The organism is Stappia indica, from assembly GCF_001696535.1.
In the GTDB taxonomy this organism is placed as follows: domain Bacteria; phylum Pseudomonadota; class Alphaproteobacteria; order Rhizobiales; family Stappiaceae; genus Stappia; species Stappia indica.
This window is the reverse complement of the sequence record NZ_MBQE01000005.1, coordinates 323,954-338,118: the sequence shown is the minus strand read 5'-3', so window position 1 is coordinate 338,118 and position 14,165 is coordinate 323,954. Positions and strand designations below refer to the sequence as shown.

The 14,165-nt window shown below is 68.3% G+C and carries 10 protein-coding genes; 2 read left to right on the top strand and 8 right to left on the bottom strand.

Annotated features, from left to right (window positions below; genetic code table 11):
• Positions 1–3 precede the first annotated feature (3 nt).
• The 8 genes from BBX35_RS19020 to BBX35_RS18985 form a co-directional block, all read right to left on the bottom strand.
• Positions 4–2,475: a sensor histidine kinase gene (locus BBX35_RS19020; protein WP_208979878.1), complete on the bottom strand. Its 2,472-nt coding sequence runs from the start codon at positions 2,473–2,475 to the stop codon at positions 4–6.
• Positions 2,476–2,828: 353 nt separating this feature from the next.
• Positions 2,829–4,226 (bottom strand): adenosylhomocysteinase, encoded by a 1,398-nt coding sequence (gene ahcY / locus BBX35_RS19015; protein WP_067223460.1) that lies wholly within the window; start codon positions 4,224–4,226, stop codon positions 2,829–2,831.
• A gap of 1,083 nt (positions 4,227–5,309) precedes the next feature.
• Positions 5,310–5,603 carry an HPr family phosphocarrier protein gene (locus BBX35_RS19010; RefSeq protein WP_067223459.1) on the bottom strand — a complete coding sequence of 98 codons (294 nt, stop codon included), beginning with the start codon at positions 5,601–5,603 and terminating at the stop codon, positions 5,310–5,312.
• Positions 5,604–5,626: 23 nt separating this feature from the next.
• A complete protein-coding gene (locus tag BBX35_RS19005; RefSeq protein WP_067223456.1) occupies positions 5,627–6,031 on the bottom strand; it encodes a PTS sugar transporter subunit IIA in 405 nt (134 codons plus the stop codon).
• Positions 6,032–6,340: 309 nt separating this feature from the next.
• Positions 6,341–6,802, bottom strand: coding sequence for an HPr kinase/phosphorylase (locus tag BBX35_RS19000; RefSeq protein WP_067223454.1), 462 nt, complete (start codon positions 6,800–6,802; stop codon positions 6,341–6,343).
• Positions 6,799–8,640 carry a stimulus-sensing domain-containing protein gene (locus BBX35_RS18995; protein WP_067223452.1) on the bottom strand — a complete coding sequence of 614 codons (1,842 nt, stop codon included), beginning with the start codon at positions 8,638–8,640 and terminating at the stop codon, positions 6,799–6,801. The genes BBX35_RS19000 and BBX35_RS18995 overlap by 4 nt, the downstream gene beginning before the upstream one ends.
• Positions 8,641–8,731: 91 nt before the next feature.
• Complete coding sequence (locus tag BBX35_RS18990; RefSeq protein WP_067223449.1) at positions 8,732–9,430, bottom strand: response regulator transcription factor; 699 nt, start codon at positions 9,428–9,430, stop codon at positions 8,732–8,734.
• A gap of 108 nt (positions 9,431–9,538) precedes the next feature.
• Complete coding sequence (locus tag BBX35_RS18985; RefSeq protein ID WP_083206434.1) at positions 9,539–10,942, bottom strand: MATE family efflux transporter; 1,404 nt, start codon at positions 10,940–10,942, stop codon at positions 9,539–9,541.
• 558 nt (positions 10,943–11,500) lie between these two features.
• Between BBX35_RS18985 and BBX35_RS18980 the strand changes: the two genes are divergently transcribed.
• Positions 11,501–13,114 (top strand): phosphoenolpyruvate carboxykinase, encoded by a 1,614-nt coding sequence (locus tag BBX35_RS18980; protein ID WP_067223444.1) that lies wholly within the window; start codon positions 11,501–11,503, stop codon positions 13,112–13,114.
• 649 nt (positions 13,115–13,763) lie between these two features.
• Entirely contained in the window at positions 13,764–14,108 is a 345-nt protein-coding gene (locus tag BBX35_RS18975) for an XdhC family protein (protein ID WP_067223442.1), read from the top strand.
• Positions 14,109–14,165: the final 57 nt, after the last annotated feature.

The following is a 14,165-nucleotide window of genomic DNA, read 5'->3' as shown; positions in this document are numbered from 1 at the left end:
CGATCACTCGGCGGCGTGCTGGAGGGCGTCGGGTGCGAAGGGAAATCGGCAGACGACATAAGTGCCGACCCCCTCTTCCGATTCGATCGAGACCGTGCCGCCATGCAGCTCGACGAAGCTCTTGACGATGGACAGGCCGAGCCCGGCGCCGCGGCGGCGCTGGCCGGCATCGCGTCCGACGAAGCGGGCGAAGACCTGGTCGAGCATGTCCTCGGGAATGCCGCAGCCATGGTCGCGCACGTGGAACTCGATGGCATCCGCCGTGCGCAGGCAGCCGACGTCGATGGTGCCGCCGACATCGGAGAAGCGCAGCGCGTTGGAAATCAGGTTGAACAGCACCTGGCGCAGGCGCCGCTCGTCGGCCTGGATCACGCCGACATCCTCGGCCACCGTCAGCTTCAGCGCGATGCCGCTGTCGGCGAGGCGGTCCTTCAGCCCCTCCACCGCCGCCTGCACGGTCCTCGCCACGTCCACGGAGGAAATGTCGAGCTCCATGATGCCGGCATCGATGGTGGCGAGGTCGAGAATGTCGTTGATGATCGCCAGCAGCGCCGAGGAGGAGGAGAGGATGTAGTCGACATACTCTCCCTGCTTCTCGGTCAGCGGCCCGAACTTCGGGTCGGACAGCAGCTGGGCGAAGCCGATGATGTTGGTCAGCGGCGAGCGCAGCTCGTAGGAGACGTGCTGGATGAAGGCGTTCTTGAGCTGGTCGGCCTGTTCCAGCGCCTCGTTCTTGTCGAGCAGCGCGCGCTCGACATTCACCGAGTCCGTCACGTTGACGAAGGTCACCAAGGTGCCGCCGTCCGGTAGCGGCACGGTGGCGTAGTCGATCGCCTCGCCGCTCTCCCGGTCCAGCCGCCCGGACACCGGCTCGCGGTTGTCGGCCAGGCTGGTCACCGCCGTCACCAGCTGGCGCCAGGTCGCCGTCTCTTCCGGCTCCAGCATCTCCATGTCGACGATGCGGGTGATGTGCGGGCTGTCGCCCAGCCGGTCGTCGGCGAGGTCCCAGATGTTCTCGAAGGCCGGGTTCCACAGGCGCAACCGCCCGTCCGAGCCGAACACCGCCACCGCCTCGGACAGGTTGTCCAGCGTCTCGCCCTGGACGCGGATCAGCGAATTGTAGCGGCTTTCCAGGTCCAGCCGCTCGGTGACGTTCTCGTAGATATAGGTGACGCCGCCCTGCGGATGCGGGTTGGCGATGACGCGCAGCGTGCGCCCGTCCGGCAGGTGCCACCAGAATTCGCGCGCATCGAGCGAGGTGTAGGTTTCCAGCAGCTTGTTGCGCCAGCCGCGATAGTCGGCCTGCTCGGGCAGCTTGCGCGCGGCGCGCAAGGCATCGAGCAGCGCCCCGTCGCTCGGGTTGCTCTCTAGGAAGGAGGCGTCGAGATCCCACAGGGAGCGGAAGGCGGCGTTGTAGAACTGCAGCCGCCGGTCGGCGCCGAAGATCGCCACGGCGGTGGCCAGCTGGTCGAGCGTGCGGGCGTGGAAGTCGATGGTGCGGCCGAGTTCCTGGCGCACGTTTTCCAGCTCGCTGACATCGATGGCGATGCCGCCGGAGCCGGACTCCACGGAGATCTGGGTGACGTCGAAGATGCGCCGGGCGCCGGCCGCCACCGCCGGCAGGCGGGCGCGTGACTGGCCGCTCTCGTCGCGGCCGCGCTCCATCTGGCCGCGGCCCTTGGCGTCGAGGAACTCGACCCGCGCGTCGATGGCCGCCTGGCCGTTGTCGGTTTCCACCGCCCGCGCATAGGCGGCATTGACCCAGACCAACGCGCCTTCCTCGTCGCGCAGCCAGGCGGGCGAGGGCACGCCGTCGAGCAGCGCGCGCAGGGTCTGCAGCTCGCGGGTCATGGCGCTGTTGCGCTCGGCGGTGAGCGCCTGCGACTTGCGCTCGCCGGTGAGATCGCGCAGGCGCAGCACCGGCGCGCTGGCGGTCACCCGGCCGCAGATCTCGACCATGCCGCCGGTGCGGGTCGGCAGCGTCATGCGGAAGGCTTCGCCGTGCTGGCGCAGCCGGTCGACCGCCTGTTCCAGCGCGCCGGCCGCGCGTGCCTCCAGCCAGGTGCCGAAGGCCAGCAGACGGGCGGGCGAGCGCGGCACGCCGGAGCTTTCCTCCAGCATGCCGGCGACGAAGGGTTCGTCCTCTCCGGGCTGCCACATGACGATGCGCTGGTCGTCGGAGGCGACGAGGCTCTCCAGCCGGTCGAGCCGCGCGGCCAGCCGGGCGCTGGTCTCGGTCGCCGTGCTCAGCGTGCCGGAGCTGGCGCGCATGTTGCGGATGAGGGTGACGGCGGCGGTCACCGCGAAGGTCACGGCGCCGCCGACGGCGGCCATCCAGACGACCTTTTCAGGGGTGAACGTGCCGGAAAACAGCGGATGGGTGGCTCCGGGGACATCGTTGGCAAGGCACAGGCCGGTGGAGGCGACCCAGGCCAGCGGCGCGGTCGACAGACCGAGCCGAGCCTTGCGACTCACTCTCCGCCATGCGGCGCGGTCGCGCCCATGTTCCCAGCCGTCCGCCGGCATCCGCTCTTTCCCCTGTCGCCCTGTCCGGGGCACCCGCATCGGGGCGCCCGCATCAGGCTGCCGCACCGGGCCCGCCGCAACGCGCGGACCCTTAGGCAGTTCTGCCTTACGAACCGCCTGATTCGCAAAGACCATAACGCAAACGCGAATCGCGAAGAAGTGTCGGTTACCGAAAAGTAAACGGGGGCCGTGTCATCCACAGCCCCCGCTTCGGGATCGCTCTACGATCGTCATGCCGCGGTTTTCCGCCACTCTCCGGCAGGATCATGCCCGACGGAGAGCGGCCGGACCGGCGCAGCCGATCAGTAGCGGTAATGTTCCGGCTTGTACGGGCCGGTGGTCTCCACGCCGATATAGTCGGCCTGGGCCTTGGACAGCTCGGTCAGCTCGACGCCGAGCTTGGCCAGGTGCAGGCGGGCGACGCGCTCGTCGAGATGCTTCGGCAGGACGTAGACGTCCTTGTCGTAGGCGTCCGGACGGGTCCACAGCTCGATCTGCGCCAGCACCTGGTTGGTGAAGCTGGCGGACATCACGAAGCTCGGGTGACCGGTGGCGTTGCCGAGGTTCAGCAGGCGGCCTTCCGAGAGGAGGATCATCCGGTTGCCGCCCGGGAACTCGATCATGTCGACCTGCGGCTTGATGTTCGTCCACTTGAAGTTGCGCAGCGCCTCGACCTGGATCTCGTTGTCGAAGTGGCCGATGTTGCCGACGATCGCCATGTCCTTCAGCGAACGCATGTGCTCGATGGTCACCACGTCCTTGTTGCCGGTGGTGGTGATCACGATGTCGGCGGTCGGGGCGGCCTTCTCCAGGGTGACGACCTCGAAGCCGTCCATGGCGGCCTGCAGGGCGCAGATCGGGTCGATCTCGGTCACCTTGACGCGGGCGCCGGCGCCGCGAAGGCTGGCGGCCGAACCCTTGCCGACATCGCCATAGCCGCAGACGACGGCGGTCTTGCCGGCCATCATCACGTCGGTGCCGCGACGGATGCCGTCCACAAGGCTCTCCTTGCAGCCGTACTTGTTGTCGAACTTCGACTTGGTGACGCTGTCGTTGACGTTGATCGCCGGGAACGGCAGCAGGCCCTTGGCCTTGAGCTGGTACAGACGGTTGACGCCCGTGGTGGTCTCCTCGGAGACGCCGCGGATGTCGTCGCGCTGCTTGGTGAACCAGCCGGGGCTGGCGGCCATGCGCTTGCGGATCTGGGCGAAGAGGATCTTCTCCTCCTCCGAACCCGGGTTGGAGAGCACGTCCTCGCCGGCTTCGGCGCGGGCGCCGAGCAGGATGTACATGGTGGCGTCGCCGCCATCATCGAGGATCATGTTGGCCGTGCCTTCCGGGAAGAAGAAGATGCGGTCGCAATAATCCCAGTACTCTTCCAGGGTCTCGCCCTTCTCGGCGAAGACCGGGATGCCGGCGGCGGCGATGGCGGCAGCGGCGTGGTCTTGGGTCGAGAAGATGTTGCACGACGCCCAGCGGACCTCGGCGCCGAGCGCGACCAGCGTCTCGATCAGCACGGCGGTCTGGATGGTCATGTGCAGCGAGCCGGCGATGCGGGCGCCCTTGAGCGGCTTCTTCTCGCCGAACTCTTCGCGGCAGGCCATCAGGCCCGGCATTTCGGTCTCGGCGATGTCGATCTCCTTGCGGCCGTAGTCGGCCAGGGAGATGTCCTTGACGTAGTAATCGGTTGCGGTGGTCATGCGTATCGTCCGCTCGCTTTTCGTTTGGAACAGCACTCGCCCGTCCGGCACGGGTCCGGGACGGGAATTTCGCGAAAGGGCCGCCGGCAGTCTCCGGTCTCGCCCCCGACAGGGTCGCTTCTGCGGTGTCGTGTCTGGCGCCGGGTCGACCCTTTCGGCCCGCGTCCGGCGCGGATAACGGTTTGCGCCGGATGCAGGCACCCGGCGAATGCCCGGTTTATAGGCCGGAAACCGATACAAAGCAATAAGGATATAAAGATTTCTTTATGTCTCTTTCGGTCGAAACACCGTTGCTTCGGCGCTTCATCCTCTCCTCGCGTCGTTGCGGGCAAGACGACCCGAGAGGGAAGAGCAGCGTCGGCAGGTGGAGGCGAGGCAGCGCCACTTTCTCTGGGTGTCGTCCCGGTTTCGGCGCAGCCGAAGACCGGGAACCAGTACCCCCCGAACGGTTCGAGCGAGTCCCCAGCGCTGCCACCGAAACGCCGGTGGCTGCTCCCTGCGCGTGCCCTCTGCCCCGGCGGATACTGGACGCCTGCCTGCGCAGGCGTGACAGTCGAGAGCGGGGTGAGCGTCTTCCGCCTCACACCTGCCGAGGCGGAAGGTGCGGGCCACCCTCACGTCATTCCGGACGGCCTGCGGCGCAGCCGCATGGCCAGATCCGGAATCCAGCGCATCAGCCGCGCCGAAGGCGCACAACCTGTTTCCTGATCGGAAGCGCGGGCTACGCCCGCAACAGATATCTGGATGCCGGATCACGCCCGGATCACGCCCGGATCACGCGATGACGCTGCCGCGTCCCGCGGTCCGGCATGACGGGTGTGAGGGTAGCTCCTGCGCTCCGCCCTCCCCTTACGTCTTCCCGGACGAGGCCGAAGGCCGACGATCCGGGATCGGGGAGCCACGGCAGCTGCGGTGTCGGACGGGAGCGTGCCCCATAGGCCCTCGGCTCTCCGGTCCCGGGTCGCGCTTACGCTTGCCCGGGATGACGACCCGAGAGGGAAGAGCAACGTGAGCCGGAGGGGCCTATTGGCAACATGAGCGGTTGCGAGAAAAGCGCGGCAGCATGGCTGCGCGAGAGACGCCTCAGTCGGTCTCGCCGAAGCCGCTTTCCACCAGCTCGGCGATGGCGGCGAGGGCGTCTTCCGCCTCTGCGCCGGTCGCGGACACGCGGATCGAGCAGCCGGGGCTGGCCGCCAGCATCATCAGGCCCATGATGGAGTTGCCGCCGACCGACTGGCCGTCCTTCATCACCACCACCTCGGCGTCGAAGGTTTCGACCAGCTTCACCAGCTTGGCCGAGGCCCGGGCGTGCAGGCCGCGCCGGTTGACGATCTTCAGGTTGCGGGTCAGCCCGGCCGCTTGCATCTGGTCCATCATCCCGTCCCCGCTACCCTTGGCTCTCACCCCTGGCCCGACAGAACCTGGCTGGCAACGGAGATGTATTTCTGGCCGGCCTTGCGCGCCTCGTCCACCGCTTCCGCGATGGCGCTTTCGCCGCGCACGCTGGCCAGCTTGATCAGCATGGGCAGGTTGACGCCGGCGATCACCTCGATGCTGGTGCCGTCCATCACGGAGATGGCAAGGTTCGACGGGGTGCCGCCGAACATGTCCGTCAGCAGCACCACGCCGGAGCCGTCGTTGACGCTCTCGACGGCCGCCAGGATGTCCTGCCGGCGCTGCTCCATGTCGTCGTCGGGACCGATGCAGATCGTCGCCACCCGCTCCTGCGGGCCGACGACATGCTCCAGCGCCGACTTGAATTCTTCCGCCAATCGTCCGTGCGTAACAAGTACGAGACCGATCATGCCCTGTCCGTCGTTTGTCCGTCCGTCCGGTCCGCCTACGGCGTCCGGAATGATGCCTGTCGCAGCGGGTGCTTGCCGGATATCCACCGGTCCGACGACCGATGCCGATACCACTGCCCGTTGCGGCCTTGCACCGCTGCGACCCGCGAGCCGCACGCGACGGAACGCTCCCCGCCCCCGGTCGTTCGTTGCCGGGCGCCCAATGTCGGCAAGGTGACGCTGCAGCGCAAGAAAAATCGGACCCGGCCCCCGGCTTTTTCGCAAGGGCGCTTGCGGCAAGAAGCAGCAGCCGTGGCGCAATGCCGCGGCTCAAGCCCCGCCCGAGGCCCGGCCTTCCAGCACCGCCAGCACATCGAGCGTCGCAGCGCTCCCGCTCTCGCAGGGCACGGCCAGGCGTGCGATCTCGACACCGCACAGCTCGACCCGCATGGCGCCCGGCTCCGGCATCCGCTCCAGCTCGCCCCCGGGCACCAGGTCGACCACCAGCCGCACCACCGCGCGCGGCTCGGCCGCAACCGGCACGATCCCCTCGCCCCGCCGCTCCCAAAGGCCGAAAAGCTGCGCCGGGCAACTCGCGATCAGCCGGCCCGAGCGGGCGGCAAGCGCCACCCGGTCGTCGGCCACCGCCAGCGCCAGCAGCCCGCGCAGGCGCGCCTCGCCGAGGATCCGCTCGCCGAGGCGCGACTTGCCCGCGCCCGAGCGGCCGCGGATCAGGATGCCGGCGCTGCCGACCAGGATGCAGGAGGCATGGACCGTGTCGCCGCCGCTCATCCCCGGCTCTCGGCCGGCAGGCGCACGGTGAAGCGGGCGCCGTCGATACGGACCTCGCCGGTCTTGGCGTCCGTGGTCTCGCGGTTGGCGACCGAGATCGTGCCGCGATGCGCCTCGACGATCTGTCGCGAGATCGACAGGCCGAGGCCGGAATTGTTGCCGAAGCCCTCGGACTCCGGCCGGTCGGTATAGAAGCGCTCGAAGATGCGCTCGCGCAGCTCCGGGCGCACGCCCGGCCCGTCGTCGTCCACCGTGATCTCCACCATGTCGGCGGTGCGGTTCGCCGTCACCCGCACCGTTCCGCCGGGGGGCGAGAAGGAGCGGGCATTGTCGATCAGGTTGTTGACCACCTGACCGAGGCGGCTGTCATGGCCGAGCACCCGGTAGGGATGGTCGCGGCGCGAGGAATTGATATGCACCTCGACAGGCGCTTCGCCCGCTCCCGCCCGTTCGTTGGCCAGGTCGCACACGCCCAGCAGCAGCGTCGAGATGTCGATGGGCTCGGCATCGGCGCGGGCCAGTTCCGCATCCAGCCGCGAAGCGTCGGAAATGTCGGTGATCAGCCGGTCGAGCCGGCGCACGTCGTGCTGGATCACCTCCATCAGCCGCTCGCGCGCCTGCGGCTGCTTGGCCAGCGGCAATGTCTCCACCGCGCTGCGCAACGAGGTCAGCGGGTTCTTCAGCTCGTGCGCCACGTCCGCCGCGAAGGTCTCGATCGCGTCCATGCGGTTGTAGAGCGCGTTGGTCATGTCGCGCAGCGCGCTCGCCAGATGGCCGATCTCGTCGCGCCGCTCGGAGAATTGCGGGATCTCCTCGCGCGACTTGATGCCCCGGCGCACCCGTTCGGCCGCCGCCGCCAGCCGCCGCACCGGGCCGGCGATGGTGCCGGCCAAAAGGATCGACAGCACCATGGTCACCGTCGCGGCGACCAGGAACACGCGCACGATGCCGATGCGCTCGGCCCGCACGATGGCGTCGATGTCGCCGCCTTGCGTCGACAGTAGCAGCGAGCCCAGCACCGCGCGGAAGCGCTGCACCGGCACCGCGACCGAGACGATCAGCTCGCCGCGCGAGGACACGCGCACCACGCTGGCGGGCGAGCCGGCGAGCGCTGCCTCCACTTCCGGATAGGCCCGCCCGTTGCCCGCGCCGATCTCCTCGTAGAGCGGCAGGTCGCCGCGGCGGAACCACAGTTTCACGTCGGCCCAGATCTGGTCCCACAGGCCCGGTTCCTCGGTGGTCGGCGGCGGCAGGTCGAAGCGCAGGATCTGGCCGCGCGCGTAAAGATGCCGGGAATCGAGGATCAGGATGCCCTCGGGATCGTAGATCCGCGCCCGCGTGCGGGTCGGCGAGATCAGCCGGCGCAGCACCGGTGCGACGCGCTCGGGATTGATAGGAAAGTCGGTCAGCCGCGAGCCGTCGGTCGGCGACACGCTTTCGCCCGCCTGAAGCTGCAGCAGCTGTTCGGGATCGACCATCAGCCCGTCCGTCTCCACCGTCGCCGAGGCGGCGATGGCGCCGGCGATGATCTCGCCCTGGGTCAGAAGGCTCTGGACGCGGGCGTCGATCAGCCCGGCGCGGAACTGGTTGAGATACAGGATGCCGCCGACCAGCGCGCACAGGCCGGCAAGGTTCAGCACCAGGATGCGGCGGGTCAGCGAGGAGGTGAGATAGGGCGAGATCGAGCCGGCGATGCGCGACAGGATGCGCCTGCGGAAGCGGCGCTGGCTGTTGGGACCGCGGGCAGCAGCCGGCGCGCCCCCGGCTTCGGCCGGAGGAGACGTCCGCCGGTCGGCCTCATGCTCGGCACGCCCGTTCGTGTCCACCTCAATCGCCATTCGTCTTTCCCGGCCGGAGTTTCCGGCCACGCCTTTCCGGCACGCCGCCCCGCCTGCGTCGCGCATCGACCGGGCGGGCGCGGCGCTGCCGTCAGCCCTCGCGGAAGCGGTAGCCGACGCCGTACAGCGTCTCGATCATGTCGAAGCTGTCGTCGACCAGCTTGAACTTCTTCCGCAGCCGCTTGATATGGCTATCGATGGTGCGGTCGTCCACATAGACCTGGTCGTCATAGGCCGCATCCATCAGGGCGTTGCGGCTCTTGACCACGCCCGGACGATGGGCGAGCGCGTAAAGGATCAGGAATTCGGTGACGGTCAGCGTCACCGGCTGGCCCTTCCACATGGAGGTGTGGCGCTCCTGATCCATGATCAGGTCGCCGCGTTCCAGCAGCTTGTCGCTTTCCTGCTTGCTCGTCGCCGGGTCGCGCGGCTGCACGCGGCGCAGCACCGCCTTGACGCGCTCCACCAGCAGGCGCTGGGAGAACGGTTTGCGGATGAAGTCGTCGGCGCCCATCTTGAGACCGAACAGCTCGTCGATCTCGTCGTCCTTGCTGGTCAGGAAGATCACCGGCAGGTCCGACTTCTGGCGCAGGCGGCGCAGCAGCTCCATGCCGTCCATGCGCGGCATCTTGATGTCGAAGATGGCAAGATCCGGCGGATCGGTGATCAGCCGGTCGAGGGCCGAGGAGCCGTCCGTATAGGTATGGACCCTGTAACCTTCGCTCTCCAGTGCAATGGAGACCGAGGTCAGGATGTTGCGGTCGTCGTCTACGAGTGCGATCGTCGGCATGTTCGAAAGCCCTGAACCCGTTCTTCTTGTTCGCTCGTCTTGGTTTATCAGCCTTGCGGGTGCAAATGCGCATAAATTATGGCGATGGCGACCGGCAATCGCCAGCCGCTACAGCGGAACCACCGGCGCGAGGCGGTGCATCGCGCTCTGGCGCGCGAAGCGCCAGGACAGGCCGGCGAAGGAGACGAGGATGCCGGCGATCAGCCCGCCGATCAGTCCGCCCGCGCCCACCGCCAGCACGATCGCCATCACATAGGCGACCGGGATCGCCACCAGCCAGAACGCCCCGATCTGCCACAGGGTCGGCCACCACACGTCGCCGAGGCCCCGCAGGGCGCCGATGGTCACCGCCATCGACGCATCGATCGACAGCATGAAGCCGGCGACGAAGAGCGCCTGCGCCGCCGCCTCGACCGTGCGCGGGTCGGAGGTGACGGCCCGCGCCGCCGTTTCCGGCGAGATCAGGAACAGCAGCGCCACGGGCACCGGCCAGACCGCGCCGAGCGCGATACCGCTCCACCCGGCGCGTCCGACATTGGCCATGTCGCCCTCGCCGAAGGCCCGGCCCACCCGGATCGCCGTCGCCCCGCCGGTGCCGATGGCCATCATGAAGGTCAGCGTGACGAGGCTCATCGTCGTCTGGTAGGCGGCGAGCTGCGCGGTGCCGAGCCAGCCGGCCATCATCACCACCGTCGCGAAGGCGGCGCTTTCCACGCCCTGGGCAAGGCCCATCGGCAGGCCGAGCCGGCGCAGCAGGCGTGCGTCCGGGTCCGCCCACAGGCCGACCGCCGCCGCCCCGGCCGTGCGGCGCGGCAGGATGCGGAACGTGTCGTCGCGCCGGGCCTGCAGCGCCAGGATGGTCAGGATGCTGACCCCGGCCAGCGTGCGGGCGATGGTGCTCGCCAGCATGATGCCTTCCGCCCCGCCGGCGGCGAACCAGCCGCCCCAGCCGTAGCCGAGCAGCGCGTTCAGCGGCACGTTGACGAGGTTGGCGGCCAGCATGATCACCATGCCGGTCTTGGGCCGGCCGGTCGCCTCCATGAACAGGTTGCAGGCGACGAACATGAGGATGCCCGGCATGCCGAAACCGAAGGCGTGCGAGACGCGCGCGGCGCCGGCGGCGAGGTCCGCGTCCTGCCCCGTCGCCAGGAAGAACGGCTCCGCCAGCATCGACAGGAAGAGGCAGATCAGGCCGAGCGCCAGCGCATGGGCGAGCGAGGCGCGCAGCACCGCGCCGGCGCGCGGGGCATCGCCTGCGCCCAGCGCCTGCGAAGCCAGCACGGCGGTCGCCTGCAACGCGCCGACGGCCACCATCATCAGGGTCAGCTGCGGCGCGACGCCGAGACCGAAATAGGCAAGGTCGGCGGCGCTCGCCCGGCCCACCATCACCGTGTCGACGGTGAACATGACCACCAGCGCCGCGCGCGACACGATGATCGGCAGCGCCAGCGCCACGGTGGCGCGGAAATGATGTCCCACCGAGGCGGGAGCGGGACTGCGAGATGTCGACATCTTGGCCTGACGGATGGAGAGCAACGGGCGGGCGGCGGATGCGGCAATGCGCGATGCGCCGGGCAATGGGCCCCGACCATAGCCGAAAGCGCAGGGCCGGTCAGCCGCTACTCTGTCGTTGCCCTCTTCCCGTTGCGGCGAGGGGTTTTGCCGCAGTTCTGCACGGCTTCGAACGGATGATCCACGAATGATCTGATATGAAACGAGTATTCCACCGGCCCGGCCATCGGAACACGTATTATTTTTCCTTAAAAAATAATTATAACTGCAGAAACGGTGAATTAAATCGATTTAGCCTCAAGCCTGCCACCTTTGTTGCGCTTGTTGATTTGGGGGCCATCCACTAGGTTCGCTCTGCCAAAAGCGAAAAAGACAGCAGGGCCGGACCCGACATGGGGTCGACGGCCGTTCCGTGCGCCGGCACCAGGGCCGCCGGCAGTTCACACGCTACCGGACTCATATTGCGAAATCGCGACAGGACGCTTATCGCGGCAGCCGGCAGTCTCAGCGGTCCAGCAAGGACCGGCGAACCAAACACGATACAGGGATCTCGGAAACATGGCGGATCAGGGCGTAGGGCTTTCTTCCAAGGACGCTGGCATGTGCGGCTTGAAGGAGCTCGGCGGACTTCATCGCAACCTCACGGCACCGGCGCTCTATGAGCATGCGCTGCGCCGCGGTGAGGCCGTCGTCGCCGATGGCGGCGCGCTCGTTGCCGACACCGGCATCCACACGGGCCGCTCGCCGAAGGACAAGTTCATCGTCGTCGACGACACCACCCGCGACACCGTGTGGTGGGACAATTCCAATTCCATGAGCCCCGAGCAGTTCGCGGTGCTCCATGCCGACATGGTCGCCCATGCCAAGGGCATGTCGCTCTATGCGCAGGACCTGCATGGCGGCGCCGATCCGGCCCACCGCATCAAGGTGCGCGTCTTCACCGAATACGCCTGGCACTCCCTGTTCATCCGCAACCTGCTGATCCGTCCGGATGCGTCGGAGCTGGCGGATTTCGCGCCCGAAATGACGATCATCGACCTGCCGAGCTTCCGCGCCGATCCCGCGCGCCACGGCTGCCGCACCGAGACCGTCATCGCCTGCGACTTCACCAACCGCATCGTCCTGATCGGCGGCACCTCCTATGCCGGCGAGATGAAGAAGTCCGTCTTCTCGATGCTGAACTTCCTGCTGCCGGCCAGCCGCGTGATGCCGATGCACTGCTCGGCCAATGTCGGCGACGAGGGCGACACGGCCGTGTTCTTCGGCCTGTCCGGCACCGGCAAGACCACCCTGTCGGCCGATCCGACCCGCACGCTGGTCGGCGACGACGAGCACGGCTGGGGCCCGGACGGCATCTTCAACTTCGAGGGCGGCTGCTACGCCAAGACGATCAAGCTGTCGGCCGAGGCGGAGCCGGAGATCTACGCCACGACCCAGCGCTTCGGCACCGTGCTGGAGAATGTCGTGCTCCATCCGCACACGCGCGTCGCCGATTTCGACGACGGCTCGAAGACCGAGAACACCCGCTGCGCCTACCCGATCGACTTCATCTCCAATGCCAGCCCGACGGGCCGCGCGCCGCACCCCAAGAACATCATCATGCTGACGGCTGATGCCTTCGGCGTGCTGCCCCCGATCGCCCGGCTGACCCCGGCCCAGGCGATGTACCACTTCCTGTCCGGCTACACGGCCAAGGTTGCCGGGACCGAGAAGGGCGTGACGGAGCCGCAGGCGACGTTCTCCACCTGCTTCGGCGCGCCGTTCATGTCGCGTCATCCGTCCGAGTACGGCAACCTGCTGCGCTCGCTGATCGCCGATCACGAGGTCGACTGCTGGCTGGTCAACACCGGCTGGACGGGCGGCGCCTACGGCATCGGCAACCGCATGCCGATCCGTGCCACCCGCACGCTGCTCGCCTCCGCGCTGGACGGTTCGCTGCGTGACGTCGAGTGCCGCACGGACGCGAATTTCGGCTTCGCCGTTCCGGTCGAGGTTCCGGGCGTCGATCCGAAGATCCTCGACCCGCGCTCGACCTGGGCCGACAAGGACGCCTACGACGCGCAGGCCGCCAAGCTGGTGGACATGTTCGTCACCAACTTCGCCAAGTTCGAAAGCCATGTGGACGGCGCCATCCGCGCCGCCGCCCCGTCCTTCCGCGCCGCGGCCGAATAACGCCGCAGCGGACAGCTGACACGTCGAAGGGCGCCGCAGGCTTGCGGCGCCCTTTTTCGTTTGGGCGGCTGTGTGCGGGGAGCGGCAGGCTCCCGTCAGGCTGTCATCCCGGACGAGGCCGCAAGGCCGATGATCCGGGAACCAGTGGCACCCTCAGCAGGGGCGGGACGGAAACGCATCGCTATCTTCCACGGCTGTCACGCCTGCGCAGGCAGGCGTCCAGTATCCGCCGGAGCGAATGGTTGCGCGAAGCCAGCTGCGTTCCGGTGGCGGCGCCGAAGCTCAGGCTGAACCATCCGGGGTTACTGGATCCCGGTCTTCGGCTGCGCCGAAACCGGGACGACACCTTGAGAAAGTGGCACCACCTTCCCTCACCCGCCGACGTTGCTCCGCCTCTCCTTCGTCTTCCCGGGCAAGCGAAGCGCGACCCGGGACCGGAGAGCCGAGGGCGTTGCCGTAGCGCTCCGGGCCAAACCCGCACCCGATGTGGCTCGCCGGTCCCGGATCTTCGGCCTTGCGGCCTCCTCCGGGAAGACGCCGGGAGGGGTCCGCGCCCCACACACCCCCCCTTCCGACCAAAGGCCAGAGACGGGACGCCTGTGCAGGGCGCCGGGGTGAGCCTATATTCGGGGCAACGAAGGAGACGGACATGCAACAGGATGCAATCCGGACGGAGATCGATCCGCTGGTTCTGGCGGAAAGCTGGAGCCGCGACGGGCGCCGCGTCGCCCTTGCCACCGTGGTCGAGACCTGGGGCTCGGCGCCGCGCCCGGTCGGTGCCCATCTCGTCATCGATGCGGAGGGAAATTTCGAGGGCTCGGTGTCGGGCGGCTGCGTCGAGGGCGCGGTCGTCGCCGAGGCGGCCGAGGTGATCGAGACCGGCAAGCCCGCCATGCTGGAATTCGGCGTCGCCGACGAGACCGCCTGGCGCGTCGGCCTGTCCTGCGGCGGGCGCATCCGCGTCTATGTGGAGCCGGTGGCCCAGCCCGCCTGATCTCCTCCCCCGCCCGTCGCCCGCCTGCCTCAAGGCGCCGCACGCCGGCGCTGCCCC